Origin of the sequence: Solwaraspora sp. WMMB762 (assembly GCF_049179115.1) — a bacterium.
Lineage (GTDB): Bacteria > Actinomycetota > Actinomycetes > Mycobacteriales > Micromonosporaceae > Micromonospora_E.
Genome location: NZ_JBMHMD010000001.1, coordinates 5,356,862 through 5,374,079, shown reverse-complemented (window position 1 = coordinate 5,374,079; position 17,218 = coordinate 5,356,862). Strand labels below are relative to the sequence as shown.

15 protein-coding genes and 1 riboswitch are annotated in these 17,218 nt (G+C 71.1%); of the genes, 7 read left to right on the top strand and 8 right to left on the bottom strand.

Translation table 11 applies throughout. The features are described 5' to 3' along the window. Positions 1-110 precede the first annotated feature (110 nt). The 4 genes from ACN27J_RS24040 to ACN27J_RS24025 all read left to right on the top strand — a co-directional run bounded on the left by ACN27J_RS24040 (position 111) and on the right by ACN27J_RS24025 (position 6,880). On the top strand, positions 111-1,046 hold the full coding sequence (locus ACN27J_RS24040) for a glycosyltransferase family 2 protein (RefSeq protein ID WP_421369722.1): 936 nt from the start codon (positions 111-113) through the stop codon (positions 1,044-1,046). Between the two features lie 233 nt (positions 1,047-1,279). Continuing rightward, complete coding sequence (locus tag ACN27J_RS24035) at positions 1,280-4,570, top strand: methyltransferase domain-containing protein (protein ID WP_421369720.1); 3,291 nt, start codon at positions 1,280-1,282, stop codon at positions 4,568-4,570. A gap of 113 nt (positions 4,571-4,683) precedes the next feature. After that, positions 4,684-6,021: a VWA domain-containing protein gene (locus ACN27J_RS24030; RefSeq protein ID WP_421369718.1), complete on the top strand. Its 1,338-nt coding sequence runs from the start codon at positions 4,684-4,686 to the stop codon at positions 6,019-6,021. A 1-nt stretch (position 6,022) separates the two neighbouring features. Continuing rightward, on the top strand, positions 6,023-6,880 hold the full coding sequence (locus ACN27J_RS24025; protein WP_421369716.1) for a peptidase: 858 nt from the start codon (positions 6,023-6,025) through the stop codon (positions 6,878-6,880). A 16-nt stretch (positions 6,881-6,896) separates the two neighbouring features. Here ACN27J_RS24025 and ACN27J_RS24020 read toward each other — a convergent pair whose 3' ends face one another. Further along, on the bottom strand, positions 6,897-7,712 hold the full coding sequence (locus ACN27J_RS24020) for a hypothetical protein (protein WP_421369715.1): 816 nt from the start codon (positions 7,710-7,712) through the stop codon (positions 6,897-6,899). A 51-nt stretch (positions 7,713-7,763) separates the two neighbouring features. Continuing rightward, entirely contained in the window at positions 7,764-8,906 is a 1,143-nt protein-coding gene (locus ACN27J_RS24015; RefSeq protein WP_421369713.1) for a branched-chain amino acid ABC transporter substrate-binding protein, read from the bottom strand. A 59-nt stretch (positions 8,907-8,965) separates the two neighbouring features. On the opposite strand from ACN27J_RS24015, the gene ACN27J_RS24010 reads away from it, so the two are divergent. After that, positions 8,966-9,448, top strand: coding sequence for a hypothetical protein (locus ACN27J_RS24010; protein ID WP_421369711.1), 483 nt, complete (start codon positions 8,966-8,968; stop codon positions 9,446-9,448). A gap of 45 nt (positions 9,449-9,493) precedes the next feature. Here ACN27J_RS24010 and ACN27J_RS24005 read toward each other — a convergent pair whose 3' ends face one another. The 4 genes from ACN27J_RS24005 to ACN27J_RS23990 are packed head-to-tail and all read right to left on the bottom strand — an operon-like array spanning position 9,494 to position 13,607. Beyond that, the gene (locus ACN27J_RS24005; protein WP_421369710.1) at positions 9,494-10,792 is read right to left on the bottom strand and encodes a sensor histidine kinase; all 1,299 of its coding nucleotides are present in this window, start codon (positions 10,790-10,792) and stop codon (positions 9,494-9,496) included. Between the two features lie 28 nt (positions 10,793-10,820). After that, complete coding sequence (locus ACN27J_RS24000; RefSeq protein ID WP_421369708.1) at positions 10,821-11,489, bottom strand: winged helix-turn-helix domain-containing protein; 669 nt, start codon at positions 11,487-11,489, stop codon at positions 10,821-10,823. 49 nt (positions 11,490-11,538) lie between these two features. After that, entirely contained in the window at positions 11,539-12,318 is a 780-nt protein-coding gene (locus tag ACN27J_RS23995; protein ID WP_421369706.1) for a cellulose binding domain-containing protein, read from the bottom strand. Next, positions 12,315-13,607: an RNA-guided endonuclease InsQ/TnpB family protein gene (locus ACN27J_RS23990; protein ID WP_421369704.1), complete on the bottom strand. Its 1,293-nt coding sequence runs from the start codon at positions 13,605-13,607 to the stop codon at positions 12,315-12,317. Before ACN27J_RS23990 ends, ACN27J_RS23995 begins: the two co-directional genes overlap by 4 nt. Positions 13,608-13,626: 19 nt before the next feature. Between ACN27J_RS23990 and tnpA the strand changes: the two genes are divergently transcribed. Then, positions 13,627-14,097 (top strand): IS200/IS605 family transposase, encoded by a 471-nt coding sequence (gene tnpA / locus ACN27J_RS23985; RefSeq protein WP_421368994.1) that lies wholly within the window; start codon positions 13,627-13,629, stop codon positions 14,095-14,097. Here the strand turns inward: tnpA and ACN27J_RS23980 are convergent. Beyond that, positions 14,040-14,417 (bottom strand): hypothetical protein, encoded by a 378-nt coding sequence (locus ACN27J_RS23980; RefSeq protein ID WP_421369702.1) that lies wholly within the window; start codon positions 14,415-14,417, stop codon positions 14,040-14,042. The genes tnpA and ACN27J_RS23980 overlap by 58 nt on opposite strands. 690 nt (positions 14,418-15,107) lie before the next feature. Further along, positions 15,108-15,785, bottom strand: coding sequence for a potassium channel family protein (locus ACN27J_RS23975; protein WP_278173514.1), 678 nt, complete (start codon positions 15,783-15,785; stop codon positions 15,108-15,110). Between the two features lie 256 nt (positions 15,786-16,041). Then, positions 16,042-16,177, top strand: a riboswitch (cyclic di-AMP (ydaO/yuaA leader). Between the two features lie 2 nt (positions 16,178-16,179). On the opposite strand from ACN27J_RS23975, the gene ACN27J_RS23970 reads away from it, so the two are divergent. Beyond that, positions 16,180-17,196: a coiled-coil domain-containing protein gene (locus ACN27J_RS23970; RefSeq protein WP_421369699.1), complete on the top strand. Its 1,017-nt coding sequence runs from the start codon at positions 16,180-16,182 to the stop codon at positions 17,194-17,196. The last annotated feature ends 22 nt before the right edge of the window (positions 17,197-17,218 follow it).

Below are 17,218 nucleotides of genomic sequence, written 5' to 3'. Positions count from 1 at the left end.
GTACGGCGGACCGGCTCCGCGCGGTCCGCCGTACACCCGACGGCCGAGCTGATAGCCTCGGCCCAGGTGGACGGACCGGCTGCGGACGCCTGCCGTTCGGGAGGTCACCGGTGCGAATCGGGCCGCGGGTAGCAACCGTCGTAGTCAACTACCGGCACTACGACGACACTGTCCGTTGCCTCACCTCGCTGCAGGCCAGTGACACCGCCGACCAGCGGGTGATCGTCGTCGACAACACCGAACGGGAGCACCACGGACCCGATCTCACCGACTTGCTGGATCCGGCCGTGGAGGTCGTCTCGGCCGGCGACAACGTCGGCTTCGCCGCTGGCTGCAACATCGGGATCCGGGCCGCACTGGCGTCGTCCGCCGAGTTCGTCTGGCTGCTCAACCCGGATGCGGTCGTCAGCGCGGAGACGCTAACTCGTCTGCTGCAGACCGCCGAGGAGCACCCGGACGCCGGGATCGTCGGCAGCCGCATCCTCGACGGCGGACACCCGGCCCGCATTCTGTTCAACGGCGGCGTGATCAAGGGCCACGGGTCCACGTACCACGCCGACGCCGGGGTGTTCGATCCGTCCGTGCCGGACGGGACGGTACGCGACGTCGACTACGTCACCGGCGCGTGTTTCCTGATCCGGCGGGAGACGCTACGCCAGATCGGTCTGCTGTCCGAGGACTACTTCCTGTACTATGAGGAGACCGACTACTGCCTGCGTGCCCAGCAGGCCGGCTGGCGTACCGTCCTCGCTCCCTACTCCCGGGTCTGGCACTACAAACGGTCGGCCGGCAGATACCCGCCGCCGTACTACGTCTACTACATGTGCCGGAACCGGTTGCACTTCAGCAAGCGGTTCTTCACCGCCCCGCTGAGCGAGATCGAGTCGGAGCTCGAGGCGTTCGCCACCTGTTGGCTCCAGCAGGTCGCCACCCATGCCCCACAGTTGCGCGCCGGCTACGAGAAGCTCGTCGAACTGGCTCTCGCCGACGGCCGGGACGGTCGCCTCGGCCGCCGCGACGACATCGACGCGCTCGTCTGCGGCTAGCCGGAGACGACGAGCGGATCGCCAGCCGGAGACGAGCGGATCGCGAGCCGGAGACGAGCCCGATCGCCAGCCGCGCCGGGCCCGACGGATTGCCAACCGGATTTGACGCGGTTGCTGGCGCTTCGCCGCCGGTCACCCCGTTGATCCAGTAAAGTTGCTGTTCAGCCACCCCCTGCGCCCCGACTACGCACCGCCCGGCCGACGAGGCCCACGGCGCACCCGCGGAGACGGACTTGAGCAGATACTCCTACAGCTTCGAGCCGGAGGACACCAACAACACCGCCGCCGCCGTCTACCGGCTGGCGGCGAGCGGTGGCCCCCGGGTACTCGACCTCGGTTCGGGGCCGGGCGTCGTCTCCGGCATGCTCGCCACCGTCGCGGGGCGCACCGTCACCTGCGCCGACGTCGACACCGAGGCGCTCGCCGAGGCCCGGGCCGGCGGCGTACAGGAGACGATGGTCGTCGACCTGCGGGAACCGGACTGGCCCGGCGTACTGGCCGGCCGCGAGTACGACGTGGTGATCCTCGCCGACGTGCTGGAGCATCTGATCGAGCCGGGTTCCGTGCTGCGCGCACTGCGGGACGACAAGATCCTCGCTCCGGACGGTCTGCTGGTCGTCAGCTTTCCGAACATGGCGCACGAGTCGATCATCATCGAGTTGATGACGGGCAACTTCGAGTACACCAGGACGGGCCTGCTGGACTCGACCCACCTGCGCTTCTTCACCCGGACCAGCATGCAGACGCTGCTCGAGTCGAACGGGTTCCTGGTCAGCGCGACACACCGGACGATCCGGTCCGCCGAGCAGACTCCGCACCGGGCCCGCGCCTTCGAGATCAGCGCCGAGCTGCGCCGGGTGGTAGCCCAGCTCGGCGCGGAGGCCGAGACCTACCAGTACGTCGTGGAGTGCCGGCCGTCCACCGAAGCGGTCCGGATCAGCCTGGCCGAGCAGCGGCTCACCGCCGAGCATTCGGCCCACCTCGACGCGCTGGCCGAGAACAAGCGGCTGGCCGCGCAACTCGACGACCTGCAGCACCGGCACCGGCAGCTGGACGAGCAGTTCCGCCTCGCTCAGGACCTGGTCGGCCAGGAACGACTCGACGCGCTGCAGGCCCGGGAGACGCTGCGCCGGGCCGAGCAGGAACGGACGCAGTTCCAGGCGAAGCTCAAGGACTCGCAGCAGAAGGTCAAGGAACTGCAGGAGACGGCCACCAGGCTGCAGACCCGGATCAACAAGATGGCCAACAGCAACACGTACCGGGCCGGAAAGATGGTCCGGTACGTGTTCCGGCCGAACGAGGGCCTGCGGGCCGTCAAACGCCGACGGAGCCGGTCGACCAACCGACGCGCCACGACCGGCACCGGTGCCGGCGCCGACAGCTCGGACGGTCGCGGGGCGCCGGCCACCAACGTACCGACCACCAACGTGCCGGCCCAGTTTCACGGGCTGACCGCTGATCCGGTGCTGTGCGACGCCTACCGGCGGGCCTGCGGGCAGGACCGGTTCCACCGCTCGGACGCGGTGAAGGTGGTGTTCTGCGTCTCCACCGTCGACCTGGACGCCGGCCGTGGCGACCTCTACGTCGCCGTCGGGATCGGCCGCTACCTGCAGCGGCACGGCTACGAGGTCGCGTACCTGCCAGCGGAGCGCTGGGCGGAGCTGCCACCGGAGACCGACGTGGCGGTCGCCATGATCCCGACGTTCGACCCGCTGACCGTGCCGGACCGCTGCCGGATCGTCGCCTGGGTCCGCAACGAGACCGACCGCTGGCGGGAGCATCCGCACCTCGCCCTGTTCGACACGGTGGTCGCCTCCTCGTCCGCCTCGGTCAGCCGGCTGCGCGAGCACTACGACGGGCCGGTCGGGTTGCTGCCGCTCGGGGTGGACACCGAGCTGTTCACCCTGCCCGGTGCCGACCAGGTCCGCAGCGGCGCGGTGACGACGGTCAACTCGTGGGGCCGGGAGCGGCACCTGTACCAGTGCCTGCGCGGGGTGGACATCAGCTTCCCGTTCGTCGTCTTCGGCGAGAAGCGCGGGCTGAACGCGTACTTCTCCCGGTACGCCGGCGGCCCGACCAGCTATTTCAACCTGCCGGGCCTGTACCGGCGGGCGCTGCTGGTGCTCGACGACCTCAACCACACCACCCGGCCGTACGGCAACGTCAACTCGCGGCTGCTGGAGAGCCTGGCGGCGGGTGCGCTGCCGCTGACGAACTGCCGGATCGGGCTCGCCGAACTCGGGCTGGCGGAGCTGCCCACGTACAGCGACGCGGCCAGCCTCGGCGACCTGATCGCCCGGCTGACCGGCGACCCCGCCGGCACCGTCGCGCTGGCCGGCCAGCTGTCCGCAGTGGTACGCGAGCGGCACTCGTTCGCCCGCCGGGCGGCGGACCTGCACGCGGTGATCGACGGCCTGGACCCGCAGCCGCGCCGGGCCAACAGCCGGTTTGTCGGCACGTACCCCTACTATGTGGACAATCCCTATCAGCAGCTGCTGATGTCGGGTCTCCGCGACGTCGGGGTGCGCTGGTTCCCGGTCGCCGACGCCGTCCGGGTCTCCGCCGCCCCGCACCTGGCCGCCGGTCGGCTGGACAACTACGTGCTGCACGTGCACTGGACCGACCCGATCGTGCACCCGGCCACCGACGTCCAGCAGGCGGCGGCGCGGCTGGCCGAGTTCCAGAACCGGATCGCCGACCTACGGCGTCGGGGCGGCCGGCTGATCTGGACCATCCACAACGTCTTCCCGCACGAGTGGAAGTTCCCGGAGGTGGAGAAGGAGCTGGCCCGCTACCTCGCCGCCGAGGCCGATGTCGTGCACCTGCTCTGTCCGGAGACGGTGGCGGCGACCGCGCCACACTATCCGCTGCCGCCGGAGAAGGTCCGGATCGTCCGGCACAGCAGCTACCTCGGGGTGTATCCCGACTCGGTGAGTCGGCTCGCGGCCCGTCGCCGGTTCGGGTACACCACCGACGACCACGTCCTGCTGTTCTTCGGTGGGATCAGACCGTACAAGGGGGTCAGCGAACTGCTCGACGCGTTCAACGCGGCCGGTGAGCAGGATCCCCGGCTGCGACTGATCGTCGCGGGGGCGCCGAAACGGCTCGACCCGCGCGACGGGCTGGCCGAACGCTGCGACGGTGACCCCCGGATCACCGCGATGTTCGATCCGGTCCCGGACGACGAGGTCCAGTTCTACTTCAAGGCCGCGGACACGGTGGTGCTGCCGTACCGCACGGTGCTCAACTCGGGCAGCTTCCATCTGGCGGTCTCGTTCGGCCGCCCGGTGGTGGCGCCACGGGTGGGCGCGTTGACCGCGCTGCTGGATCCGGCGTACACCATCGGCTTCGATCCGGCGGCCCGCGACGGGCTGACCGACGCCCTGCTGGCCTCGACCGAGCTGCGCGGCAGGCATGTGGAGCTGGCTGCCCGGGGCGCCGCCCGCAGCTACCAGTTCGGCGACATGGCCCGCGACTACGCCAAGATGGTCACCGAACTGTTCGAGGCCCCACACCGCGACTGAGCCGGTACGCGTGACGACCGCCCGGTCGCAACCTCGTGGCCGCTGCCCGATCCCGCGCCGGGCCGCGCCCTGCCACTGTGGAGGGCACATTGGATGATCACTAGGATCGCCCGGTGATCATCCGACGTACCGCCCAGGCTGTCCTGATCGGACTACTGGGCGTCATCATCCTGCCCGGAACCCCGCCCGCCGGTGCCGACGAGACCACCGAGAATCTGCGGATGCAGCTGGTCCTGGACGTCAGCGGCTCGATGCGGGAGCCCGACATGAACGGCCAGACCCGGATGGCCGTCGCCCAACGCGCGTTCAACGAGGTCGTCGACGCCGTGCCGGCCGGCACGGACCTGGGTATCCGGGTTCTCGGGGCCACCTACCCCGGCGACGACAAGGCACTCGGCTGCCAGGACACCCAGCAGATCGTGCCGGTCGGGCCGGTCGACCGCGACCAGGCGAAGGCCGCGATCGCCAGCCTGCGGCCCACCGGCTTCACCCCGATCGGGCTGGCCCTGCGGGAGGCGGCCAAGGATCTCGGCTCCGGTGAGACCGCCCGCCGCATCGTCCTGATCACCGATGGCGAGGACACCTGCGCCCCACCCGACCCGTGTGACGTCGCCCGGGAACTCGCCGCCCAGGGCACCCGGCTGATCGTCGACACGCTCGGCCTCACCCTCGACGACAAGGTCCGCCAGCAGCTGGTCTGCATCGCCGGGGCCACCGGCGGCACGTACACCACCGCGCAGAGCGCCGACCAGCTCGCCGACCGGATCAACCAGCTGGTCGACCGGGCCCAGGACACCTACACCCAGACCCCGGAGCTGGTCACCGGCAGCACCGACTGCACGGCGGCACCACTGCTCGCGGCCGGCGTCTACACCGACCGGGAACGCTTCGAGGAGCACCGCTGGTACCGCGTACCGATCCGAGCGGACCAGGAGCTGCGCGCCTCGGTGAGCATCGCGCTGGACCGCCCGGTGAACCGGGACTACGGGATCCTGCTCCGCGCGGTCCATCCCAACGGCCGTGAACTGGTCCGGGGTACCGACGCCGGCAGCGGCCGGACCGACGTACTGTCCACCGGTCTGCGCTGGTCCGCCGGCCCGGAAGACGACCGGACCGACGGGACCGACCAAGCCGACGACACCGATGGAACTGCTGACCTGGCCGGTACTCCGTCCGCCGCCGTGCCGACGGCCGCCGGCGTGGAACCACCGCCCGCCGAGGTCTGCCTGGTAGTCAGCAACTCGTTCGCCGCCGCCGGCGCGGCCGGTGACGCCCCGGGCATGCCGATCGAGCTCACCGTCGATCTGGTGGCCGCCTCCCCCACCCCGGAAAGCCCGGGCCTGGGCCGCGGCTGGCTGCTGCTGATCGTGCTCAGCCTCGCCGGGCTGGTCACCGGAGTCCTCGCCGGCTGGCTGACCCGCTGGTGGACCACTGTCTGGAAGGAGAGCTGAGTTGACCCGCCGTACATTTCGGCTGACCCGCACCGGCCTGGCCGTCGGCGCCGCTGGCGCCGCCGTCCTTCTCGTCGCGACCCCGGCGGCGGCCGATGGCCCCACCCCGGCACCGGCGGAGGCCACTCTCACCAAGGCCGGTACGTCGTTCCTCACCGCTGCGGCGGTCCACATCGACCAGCCGGTCCGGGTCTCCGCCGCGACCGGCGAGTACCTGTACTGGTCGTTCCCGGCCCAGGCCGGCCAGACCAGCTCGATCGCGGCGACCGTGACTCTCGCCGATCCGGCGACGCGCAGCGGCGCGTCGACCTGGACCATCGACGTGTTCGACGGGCTGCGCCGCCGCCAGCCGTGTACCGCAGGAATGCAGGCACCCGTCGGCTCCGCCACCGACCGGCAGGTACGGGCGGGCTGCGTACTGCGGCAGGTCCGGGCCTGGGCGGAGCCGTGGTCCGCCGATCCACTACCCGGCACCTACTACGTCCGGCTCTCCGTCACCGACCTGCCGGAGCAGGACCTCGGCCTGCCGGTGCAGGTCGAGCTGCGGGTGAGCGCCGACATGTCGGACGACACCAGCCCGGAGGGCGGCCGGCTGGAGGCGCCGCTGACGCCGACCGTACGGCAAGGGGCGGTGCTCACCAGCGACGCCGTTGCCGGCGACCCGGCCGCCGCCGGACAGGTCAGCGAAGAGTCCTGGTGGGATGGTGTCGTCGGCTGGTTCAGCGGCTGGTTGCCCGGCCTGACGAGTCGGTGGATCTGGACGGTGGCCGGTGGTGTACTGGCCGCCGTCGGTGGCGTGGTCGGCTTCGGGCTGACCCGCCGGCCGCGCCCCCGGACCGACCCCGCCGCAGCCGGCTGACCTGCTGACCGCCCGGTCAGCCGGCGGCCGCGAGCCGGCGCATCGGTTCGGCCGGCAGCCGGCGCATCGGTTCGGCCGGCAGCCGGCGCATCGGTTCGGCCGGCAGCCGGCGTCCGACCGCCACCACCGGCCGTCCGGCGGGCGTGCCGTCGCCCGAACCGGCGGCAGCCGGGTCGATCTCGGTCAGCAGCCGGCGGAACAGCGTCGGGCGGTCCACCCGGATCACCGTGCTGCGCCCACTGCGCTCGACGACCGTGTGCGGCAGCGCCAACGCCGGCGCGGCACTTCGCAGCAGCGCCGCCGCCGGGGTGCTCACCGAGATGGCGAGCACCCCGGCGGTCCGGTCCGCCGGAGCCAGCAGCGCGGCCATCCGCCAGACGGCCAGCGCAGCGGGGTAGTGCGCGGCCGCCAGCACGGGACAGCCGAGCATCCGCCGCCCGTCGCGCCACGCGCCGGCCAACGCCCGCAACACCCGGTGGTACCCGTCCGAGGACACCTCGACCCTGGTCAGCGAGGTGGCTGCGCCGACCGGGCTGGTCACCGACCAGGTGATCGTGGACAGCAGGCGGGCGGTCCGGGCCGCGGCCGCGGGCTGCTCGGTCTGGGCCACCGGTAGCTGCCGGTCCGCGGTGGCCGACGCCGCCCCCAGCCGGCGCCAGCCGACCGGCCGCCGCTCGTTCCAGCAGAACGCGGCCTCCAGCAACGGGTACGCGCCGAGCGGGCCGGCCGCGACTGCGCGCAGCACCTTCTCGGTGCCACCACCGGGCCGGTTGCCCGCCCCGGTGCAGGCCTCGCCGGCACCGCCACTGCCAGCCGTGGTCGGTAGGGTCATGACTCAACTCCTCTGCCACGTTCACGGACGCGCCCGCCAGGGGCGCGCAGGTCAACTTGCCGGGATGGACCGCTCCGCCACGAACCGGCCCTGCTGGACGCGGAACGCCCAGACCACCACCGACGACGCCACCAGCTCGCCGGTGCCGGTCCAGGCGATCCGGGTGGTGACCCCGGGCGCGTCGTAGTCGTCGACGAACGCGGCCATCGCGGCCCGGTCACCGTGTCCGGCCTGGATTCCGGCGAGGAACACCGTCGCCGCGTCGTACGACTCGGCGGAGTTGGTGCCCGGCTCCACCCCGAAGCGTTCCCGGTAGCGCTGCGGGAACTCGGCCCCGGCCCGCTCCGGCGGCAGGCAGGGGCAGGTGATCACCACCCCGGTCTCGGCGTCGTCGCCGGCCTCGCGGAGAAAGCCGTCCGCCTTCGCCCCGTCACCGGCGACGAAGGTCGCCGGGATGTCGGCCGCGCGGAGCTGGCGGCGCAGCCGACCGGCTTCCGCGTAGTAGCCGCCGTAGAAGACCACGTCGGCGTCGGCGGAACGGATCTGCCCGACGACCGCACTGAAGTCGGTCGCGCCGGCGGCGACCGTCGCCCGCTGCACCACCTTGGCGCCGAGTGTGGCGGCCACCTGGTCGGCCAGCCCTTGGCCGTACGCCCCGCCGTCGTCGACGACGAACACCGCCGTGCCGCCCAGCGCCTGGTCGATGTACCGACCGGCGGCACGCCCCTGCGCGGCGTCGTTGCCGACCAGCCGGTGAAAGGTGGACCAGCCGCGTTCGCTGAGTTCGGTACGGGTCGCCGAGGTGGTGATGGTGGCGACGCCGCCCTGGTCGAGGATCGGCAGTGCCGCTTCGGCCTCGCCGGAGAAACCCGGACCGACCACCCCGATGATGCGGGCGTCGTTGACGATCTGCTGGGCCAGCGCGGGGGCCTGCTTCGGGTCGCCCTGCGAATCGAACTCGACCAGCTCCACCGGGCAGTCCGGATGCTCCGCCCGGTACTGGTCGAAGGCCAGGCGGGCACCGTCGCGGACGTTGCCGCCGAGGTCGGCCGAGTCGCCGGAGAGCGGGCCGAGGACCGCGATGCGGCTGCCGCAGGCGCTGGCCGGTGCCGTCTGCTCGCCGCCGGCCGCGACGCATCCGGTCAGCATCGACAGCAGGCCGAGCACCGCCGTCGGCCGCAGCAACGTGCGCACGTCCACCTCCTGAACCCGGTCGGACCCGCCTATCCTGCTGGTAGGAGCGTGAGGTTTTGATGAGACGGTTGATCCTGGGTGCGGTGCTGACCCTCACCGGGTTGGTCCTCACCGGGTGCAGTGACCCCGGGGCCGGGACCCCGGTGGGTGTCTCCGCCGCGCCGTCGTCCACCGCGACCGGCACCGCGTTGTACGCGGTCGACTCCCGGACGCTGGACGAGATCGTCATCGACGCGCAGGGGTTCGTGCTGTACCGGTCCGACCGGGACACCGCGGCACCGACCTGGTCCGCCTGCGAGGGACAGTGCCGGCAGTCCTGGCTTCCGGCCCCCTGCGAGGGCGAGGTACGGGTGGAGGGGATCGACCGGCAGCTGGTCGGCTGCTTCGACCGGTCCGACGGGAGCCGGCAGCTGAGCCTGGCCGGCTGGCCGCTGTACGGGTACGCCGGTGACCGGATGCCCGGCGACGCGAACGGTCACGGCCAGTCGGGCATCTGGTTCGCGATCCGCCCCGACGGCGACAACGCGGTCTACGTGCCCTGATCGGGTGGTCCTGGCACACTGGCCGGTACGCTCGGGCATACCGCCCTACCCGCCCTGACCGCCGGGCAGCCGCAGCCGGGCCTCGGCACCGCCGCCTTCGGCGTTGACCAGCCGCAGCTGCCCGCCGTGCAGTTGCGCCACCCAGCTGGCGATGGCCAGCCCGAGCCCGGTGCCGTCCTCGGTGCCGCTGCGGAACCGCTGCTCAGGCGCGGCGGCGACGGCTTCGCTGAGCCCGGTGCCGTGGTCGCGTACCCGTACCGTCGGCGGTCCAGGGGTGACCTCGAGCCGGATCTCGGCCGGCTGGTCGGCGCCCCGCCCGTGCTGGACCGCGTTCTGGATCAGGTTGCGCAGCGCGATCCGGACCAGCGCCGGGTCGCCGTACGCCACCACCGCCTCGGTGACCGGCACCGCGCGGTGCGGTGCGACGACGGTGTCGGTCAGCACCTCCTCGGCCAGTTGGTCCAGGCGAAACGGCTCGCGGCGCAGGTCGCGCAGGCCGGCGACGAGCTGGGCCCGGGTGAGCAGGACGGAGACCGAGTCGGCGAGCCGGTCGGCGGAGCGCACCACCTGACGCAGCGCCGCCGGGCGGCGCTGCGGCTCGGCCAGCGCGGTCTCGGAGACGGCACGGATCACGGTCAACGGGGTGCGCAGCTCGTGCGCGGCGTCGGCGACGAACCGTTCCTGCTGGTTGAGCGCGTCGGCGATGGGCTCGGTGCCCCGGCGGGCGAGCAGGTAACCGCCGGCGCAGGCCAGCGCGGTGAAGCTGACCCCGCCGGCGACCAGGGCCAGGGCCAGCCGCCGGTTGGCGGTCTCGGCCGGCCCGGTGTCGCCGAGCACCACGACGGTGCCGGCCACCGCTCCGGTGACGGCGTGCTCGAACGGTACGGCGAGCAGCGGGGTGGGGGTACCGGCGGTGTCGCCGACTCCGCCGGCGAGCTCGGTGCCGGAGGTCCAGACCGTCCGGGCCGGTGCGAGCAGGTTGTTCGGCGGGACGACCGGCAGCCGGGCCGGGTATGCGAAGACCAGGCTGAGGTCGGCTCGGCCGGCCTCGTAGACGTAGACGGCGGTGGTGCCGTTGGCGACCGCGTTGTCGAACAGTTTGTCGAGTTGCAGCGCCCCGGACTCGTAGTAGAGCAGGGCGGCGGCGGTGCTGGCGGTACGCCGCAGCTCGGCGGCGACCACCTCGTCGCGCTGCCGTCCGTCGACCAGCAACGCGACGGCGCCCATCCCGGCCAGGCCGACCACGTTGATCGCCATCACCAGCAGCGTGATCCGGATCCGCAGGTTACGCAGCCGGTCAGCGGTCTGCAGCGGCTTGCCGCCCCGCCGGTCGCGGCGGTTCACGACGGCACCCCGCCGACTCGGCCGGCGGTCACGACGGCGACCCGCCAACCCGGTAGCCGACCCCGCGTACGGTGTGGATCAGCTGCGGCTCGCCGAGCTTGCGGCGCAGCTGGGCGACCACCGCGTCCACCACGTTCGAGCTGGGGTCGGCGAGCTCGTCCCAGCAGTGTTCGAACAGGTCGCTCCGGCTGACCACCGCCGGGCGCCGGACCAGCAGCATCTCCAGTACGGCGAACTCCTTGCGGGTGAGCGTCAGCAGGACGCCGGCGCGGCGCACCTCCCGGCGGGCGGCGTCGACCTCCAGATCCGCCACCCGCAGCAGCGGTGGGGTGGTTGCGCCGCGGCGTCGGCAGAGCGCCCGGACCCGCAGCACCAGTTCGGCGGTGACGAACGGCTTCACCACGTAGTCGTCGACACCGGCCTGGAAGCCGGCGATCCGGTCCCCGGCGCTGTCCAGCGCGGTGAGCACCAGGGCCGGTGTGGTGAGCCCGGCCCGCCGTCGGTGGCCGAGCTGGTGCAGTGAGTCGCCTTCCGGAAGGATCCGGTCGAGCACCAGGCAGTCGTAGTCGTTGATGCTCATGCTCAGGTCGGCCTGGCTCCAGTCGGCCGCCTGGTCGACGGCGAATCCGCCGGAGCGCAGCGCGGTGACGACGGCGCTGCGTACCTCGGGGTCGTCCTCGACCACCAGCACCCGCATGCGGGCGAGGCTAGCAAGCCGCCGTCACCAGCGCGTCTTCGACGAGGGGTCAACCCGAGGACGTGCACCGGTCGCCGTTGAGCAGGAAGTCCGTGGGCGGCGTGTTGCTCGCCGAGTACCTGACCACGAAACCGAGTTGTACGCTGCCGCCGGCCGGGATCCGGCTGTTCCACGGCGTGTTGGTGACGGTGATGTCCGGCGGGACCAGGTCGACCGGTTCGGCGCCCCACAGGTGGCTGATCTGCTGGTCGCCGGGGAAGGTCCAGCGCAGGGTCCAGCCGTCGATCACGGCCGGTCCGGCGTTGTGGATGGTCAGCTGGGCCTGGAAGGCTCCGGGCCAGTGGTTCACCACCTGGTAGCTGACCTCGCAGACCGGTGCCGCCGGCAGGGTCCGCACGGTCAGTGGCTCGGACGGTGGTGACGTGTTGCCGGCGTCGTCGTGGGCCCGCACCACGAAGGTGTACGCGGTCTGCGGCCGCAGTGCGCCGACCCGGGCGGTCGGTCCGGTCGGCGGGTGTTGCGGGGCGGTCGCCACCGGGGTGGTGGAGCCGTCAGGGTTGACTCGCAGCACCTCGTACCAGGCGACGTAGACGTTGTCGACGGACGGCTGCCACCGCAGGGTGACCGAGTCAGTGCCGATCGTGGTGGCGGTCAGCGCGCTGGGCGCGGTGGGTGGTTGGTCGTCGCCGGGCGGCATGGTCAGGCGCAGGCTCGGGCTGGCCGGCGAACGGTTGCCGGCGGCGTCGAGCGCGTACACCCAGAACTGGTACGTCTGCGACGGCCCCAGCCCGCCGATGGTGATCGCGTAGTCGGGGGTCGTGCTGATCACGACGTAGTCGGTGTGCAGTCGGGCGACCTCTTGACATCCTCTCCGCCCTGAAGAAGGACGGAGATTCCCTCCACGCTGCGCGTGGAACACGCAGCGTCCGGGTGGGTTACCGCTTCACTGCGCGCCGCCGGGACAAGTCCCGGTCTTACGTGCGCTCGACGGTCGTTGAAGTCCGCCTGTCCGGCGGCCTTGATGTTGATGGCGGCGTTGATGTCCCGGTCGTGGTGACTGCCACACGGGCAGTCCCACTCCCGGACGTTCAACGCGATCTTCTCGTTGATCCGGCCGCAGTCGCAGCACATCCGGGTGGACGGGAGCCACCGGTCCACCCGGGCGAACGCGCGCCCGTACCGCTGCGCCTTGTACTCCAGCATGCCGGTGAAGGCGGCCCAGCCCGCATCGTGCACGGACTTCGCCAGCCGAGTCCGGCCGAGACCAACAACGCACAGGTCCTCGACGTACACCGCTTGGTTCTCGCGGATGATCGCCGTGGACAGCTTGTGCTGCCAGTCCCGCCGGGTGTCGGCTACCCGCGCGTGAGCGCGGGCCACCTCGATCACGGCTTTCCTGCGGCGGTTGCTGCCCCTCTGCTTGCGTGAGAGTGCCTGCTGCAACCGCTTGAGCTTGCGGGCCGCGCGGCGCAGGAACTTCGGTGCGGTCACCTTCGTGCCGTCGGACATGACCGCGAAGTGGGTCAGGCCCAGATCGATGCCGATCTCGGAGTCGACCGGCGGCAGCGTCTCGTCCTCGCCGATCCGCACGACGAACGAGGCGAAGTACCGGCCTGCCGTGTCCTTGATCACGGTGACCGAGGTGGGATCCGACGGCAGGCCGCGCGACCAGCGCACCGGAACGTCGCCGATCTTCGGCAGCCGCAGGCGGCCGTTGTCACAGACCTTGAACCGGGAGTTCTTCGTGAACCGGATCGCCTGCCGGTTGTCCTTACGGGACCGGTACCGGGGCGGGGCCACCTTGCGGCCCCGGCGTTTGCCGGACAGCGAGTTGAAGAAGTTGCGGTACGCGGTGTTCAGATCGGCGAGGGCCTGCTGCAACACCACGGCCGACACCTCACCCAGCCAGGCCCGGTCCTCGCTGGCCTTGGCCGCTGTGATGACCAACTTCGACAGGTCGCCGTCGGAGATGTACTTCTCGCCCGCCTCGCGGGCCTGCTGACGCAGCCTGAGTCCGTCGTTGAAAACCACCCGGGCACACCCGAACGCCTGCGCCAGCGCGGTGCGCTGGGCGGCGTCCGGGGTGATCCGGTAGTTGTAACGGAGCTGCACGGCCATCACTGTATCATGTTGGTTTATGGTCGAACTTCAAGGCATCCGCACTGGCAGACACTGCACTTTCGCGATGCATGTCCACTTGGTTTTCGTGACGAAGTTCCGGCACAACGTGTTCGCCGACCGGCACCTGACCCGGATGGAGGCGATCATGCGAGACGTGTGCGCCGACTTCGAGGCCGAACTGGTCGAGTTCAACGGCGGCCACAACCACGTCCACCTGCTGGTCAACTTCCCGCCCAAGGTCGCCGTGGCCAGGCTGGTCAACAGCCTCAAAGGGGTCTCCTCGCGCCGCCTCCGGCAGGAGTTCCCCGACCTGGTGCGCCACTACTACCGGGCCAACAAACTCTGGTCCGGCTCGTACTTCGCCGGGTCTGTCGGCGGCGCACCGTTGACCGTCATCAAGCAGTACATCGAGCAGCAGAACCGTCCCGGTCAAGGCACTGCTCGGGCCTGGCGGCCCTCCCAGCGCGGGCCTTCACCCCCGGCCTGAAGGCCGGAGCACTGGCCCGCATTCCGGTAGCCGGTCACCCCGACGTCGTCGGTGGCCGCCGTCCAGACCAGGGTGACGTCGGTGGTGCTGATCTCGGCGACGGTCGGGGTGCCGGGGGTGGTCGGCGGCTCGGTGTCCGCCGCGGCGAGCGCCGCGGACGCCGGTAGCAGGGGTGGGCCGAGCAGTGCGGCGGCGACCGCGACGCCGAGCCGGCGTCGGGTGTGGTTGGGATCGCGCCGGATCCCCCGGCGGCAGCGGTGCGGCGGTTGCGGCATGGACATCTCGCTTTCGGTGCGGCCGCCGGGACGGACCAGCGACATTGATATCCATGATTGTCGATTGACTAGTCGGGCACCACCGCGCCGGCGGCGCGTGACCGGACCGTCCGGTCGCGACCAGCAGATCGACCGACTGTGAGCTTGCTCACTACCGATCGACGAGCATCGAAGCCTTACGCGGCGACGGAAAGGTCGGTCCGACCGTTTGCCGCAGACCGGACGCGGCAGCCCAGCCGCTGCCCCAGGCCCCATACACAACGAAGCCTGCCGATGCATCGGCAGGCCGGGCAGCGCTGTCGGACGGACCGGCGTCGCGGTCCTGACTTGTCGGCGATTCCCCGCCGTAACAATCGAGGACTAGCGTGGGGACGGGGAGGGCAACCCCCGTCCCCACCATCAGTTGCTAAACACGCACGAGCGGTCTGGCGTCCAGGTCGTGCGTGACGCGCGGGAGCCGGGCCACGCGAGTGGCTCTGGTTCCACCTCCTCTCGACAGGTGGTGCGCGGGCTGGCGGCGGAGTCCGGGCTTGGCCCGCCGCCAGCCTCGGGAGCTGTGCGGTTGACACGGTGATGTCGCCATCGCCGCGCCACGCGTCGATTACTTCAGCGGGGGCACATCCATCGATGGAAGCGCTCCCATGCAGGGACTGTAGCCTGAGTCACGAGTTTGCGAAAGTCCGGCGGCTGATCAGCTCACGAAATGAAGGTGTGATGAGGCGGTCACGCCCATGTTCACCGGCCGAACTGCTGAACCGCCGTGGTCGCCCCGGCGACGATCAGCAGCGCATCCGGCGGGATCAACGTCTCAGGTCCCGCGTACCTCAGCTGCCGGTCCCGCTCCTTGATCCCGACCACCGTGATGCCGTACCGCTGACGTAGCCGGGACTCGGCCAACGTCCGGCCGGCGGCGTCCGGCGGGGCGCAGACCTTGGCGATGGCGAACCCGTCGTCGAACTCGATGAAGTCGAGCATCCGACTGGCCAGCAGGTGGGCCACCCGGTCACCCATCGCCGCCTCCGGAAAGATCACATGGTGCGCGCCGACCGAGGCGAGGATCCGGCCGTGCTTGGCGGTGATCGCCTTCGCCCAGACCTCCGGGACACCCAGCTCGGTCAGCGCCACCACGGTGAGGATGCTGGCCTCGACGTCCGAGCCGATGCCGACCACCGCGCGGGGGTAGTCGGCGACGCCGCACTGGCGCAGCGCCTGGTCATCGGTCGAATCCGCCTCGACCACCCTCGGCAGCCGCTCGGACCAGCGGTGCACCCGTTTGGGATGCTCGTCGATGCCCAGCACGTCGTGGCCGAGGCGGAGCAGAGACTGGGCGACCTGACCACCGAACCGGCCGAGGCCGATCACCACCACGCTGTCGGCGTCCGGCGGCCCAACCGGGGAATCGTCATCTCTCACCGAAGATCCGTCCGACGCTACGACTTTCCCGCTTTTCCTCATACGCACTGTAGTCAGCCGCTAACCTCGGCGCAGCGAATCCGGCCCGCCTGACGACTTGTCGTACGCCGCCGAACGCAGAAAGTGGACATCACCGAAAGTCGTTGCCCGGTAACGGATTTTTCCAGCTCAGTCAGGATTGTCGAGGTGTTGATGCCGGTGACCGATCCGGTAAGCTTGCCGGCGGTCTCCGCCAGGCGGCGCCCACCGGTGCCGGCGGTGACCGCCGCCCAATCACCCTCCGGGGTGAGCCGGGGAACCACGTTTCCACCGGGGTGAATCCGCGCCAGCGGTAGGGATCGTTCCGTCCCGAACCCGTCAGCTAACTCGGTCGGCGGCCAAGGAAAGGAACAGGATGACCGCACCCCTCCGCCGGCGGATTCCGACGGCCGCGGCCCTCGCCGCCGTCGCCGCCCTGCTCGCCGGCTTCGTCGTAGCGTCGCCGGCCGCCGCTCAGGATCCGGACGACGAAGGCGCCCCGCCACTGCTCAGCGAAGTGCTCGAATCGACCGGCCGGGGCTACGTCGAAGCCAAGGCGGCGGTCGACGAGTCCCGCAAACGCCAGTTGAAGCTCAACCTCGAGTTGGAAAAGGTCGAGGAACGGATAGCGGCGCTGACCCCACAGATCGGCCAGGTCGCCTCCAACTCGTACCGTCTCGGTCGGATCACCCCGGTGATGGTCCTGCTCAACAGCGCCGACCCGGACGCGTTGCTGGAACGCGCCGAAGGCCTGGACATGATCGCCATGCACGACAACAAGCGGATCCGGGAGCTCAACGAGGCCCGCGCACAGGCCGCCCGGGCGGTCGCCGCAATCGACGCCGAGGTGGCCCGCGAGGAACAGCAACTCGAAGCGATGGCCCGCCAGAAGAAAGAGGCCGAAAAGGCCCTGCAACTGGTCGGCGCGGTCGCCACCAACGGGTTCGTCTCGGCCACCTCGCCGGTCGCCGCCCAGGCTCCGCGTAACTCGGACGGTTCCTGGCCGTCCCAGTCGTGCAGTCTGGACGACCCCACCACGAGCGGCTGCATCACGCCGCGCACCATGCACGCGCTGAACGAGGCGAAGAAGGCCGGCTTCACCCGCTTCGTCTCCTGCTTCCGCCCCGGCGGACCGTTCGAGCACCCCAAGGGGCGGGCCTGCGACTTCTCCGCTCAGCAGCAGGGGTTCGGCGGCGACGCCTTCGGCGACGACCGGCTGTACGGCAACAACCTGACCGCCTTCTTCGTCCGCAACGCCGACAAGCTCGGCATCCTGTACGTCATCTGGTACCGCCAGTTCTGGTCACCGACCACCGGTTGGAGTTCGTACAGCGGTGCCGGCGGCGACCCGAACAGCGACCACACCAACCACGTACATCTGTCCCTGCTGTGACCTGACCTCGCTTCGCGCGGTG

What these genes read in the sequence shown, in the direction of transcription:
- ACN27J_RS24010 (WP_421369711.1), top strand. Translation starts at nt 8,966, where the DNA reads ATGAGACGGTTGATCCTGGGTGCGGTGCTGACCCTCACCGGGTTGGTC.
- ACN27J_RS23970 (WP_421369699.1), top strand. Translation starts at nt 16,180, where the DNA reads ATGACCGCACCCCTCCGCCGGCGGATTCCGACGGCCGCGGCCCTCGCC.
- tnpA (WP_421368994.1), top strand. Translation starts at nt 13,627, where the DNA reads ATGGTCGAACTTCAAGGCATCCGCACTGGCAGACACTGCACTTTCGCG.
- ACN27J_RS23990 (WP_421369704.1), bottom strand. Translation starts at nt 13,607, where the DNA reads ATGGCCGTGCAGCTCCGTTACAACTACCGGATCACCCCGGACGCCGCC.
- ACN27J_RS24020 (WP_421369715.1), bottom strand. Translation starts at nt 7,712, where the DNA reads ATGACCCTACCGACCACGGCTGGCAGTGGCGGTGCCGGCGAGGCCTGC.
- ACN27J_RS23980 (WP_421369702.1), bottom strand. Translation starts at nt 14,417, where the DNA reads ATGTCGCTGGTCCGTCCCGGCGGCCGCACCGAAAGCGAGATGTCCATG.
- ACN27J_RS24000 (WP_421369708.1), bottom strand. Translation starts at nt 11,489, where the DNA reads ATGCGGGTGCTGGTGGTCGAGGACGACCCCGAGGTACGCAGCGCCGTC.